Annotated in this window: 2 protein-coding genes; both read left to right on the forward strand. The window is 41.9% G+C overall.

The genetic code is table 11. The annotated features are described in order from the left end of the window. On the forward strand, nt 1-328 hold a 328-nt coding region (locus tag A3756_RS18475), incomplete at its 5' end, for an adenylyl-sulfate kinase (RefSeq protein WP_156490592.1). Nucleotides 329-334: 6 nt separating this feature from the next. After that, nucleotides 335-825, forward strand: a 491-nt coding sequence (locus tag A3756_RS18480; RefSeq protein ID WP_231875570.1) for a Wzz/FepE/Etk N-terminal domain-containing protein, incomplete at its 3' end; no start/stop codon positions are given.

Below are 825 nucleotides of genomic sequence, written 5' to 3' on the forward strand. Positions count from 1 at the left end.
GTTTATTTCTCCATTTCGAAGTGAACGACGCATGGTTCGTGATATGTTTTGTCACGGAGAGTTTATCGAAGTATTTGTTAACACTCCGTTGGATGTATGTGAAGACCGTGACCCTAAAGGTTTGTATAAAAAAGCAAGAACCGGTGAAATCAAAAACTTTACCGGTATAAGCTCAGATTACGAAAACCCCGAGAAACCTGAAATTGTAGTTGATACAGCGACGACCTCCGTAGATGTATGTGTTGATAAGATTGTTCAATATTTGTGTTCTAACGCAGTAATTCCTGCTTATTCACTAAAAGAAGATAATACAGCTCAGGTGTCTTAAGTGGAAATGGATAATAAAGAATATGATCAAACTGGACCGAAAATGGAAGAACAGGTTGATTTACGAGTCCTGTTTAGAGTTTTATTTCAGAAAAAGTTGATAGTGATATTGATCACACTGTTATTTGCGATTGGCTCTGTTCTCTATGCTTTAAGTGTCAAAAATGAATATCGCGCTTCGGCAGTGTTGGTTCCTGTTTCAAATGGCGGGGATGGTGGCGGACTCTCCAGATTAGCAGGCCAGTTTGGCGGCTTGGCATCTCTAGCAGGAATGAGCATCGGGGGTAGTAGTGGTGTTAGTAAATCTGTAACCGCTATTGAAGTGATGCGAACCTGGGGATTTGCTGAGCGATTTATTGCTACACACGGTTTGGAGGTGGAAGCTTTTGCTGCTACCGATTGGAAGAAGTCTACTAGAAAGCTAGTTATCGACCCGGAACTCTATGACCTCGAAAAGGAAGAATGGGTGCGGTCTAAACTCGATGCGAATCTACCCGA

Source organism: Oleiphilus sp. HI0086, assembly GCF_001635225.1.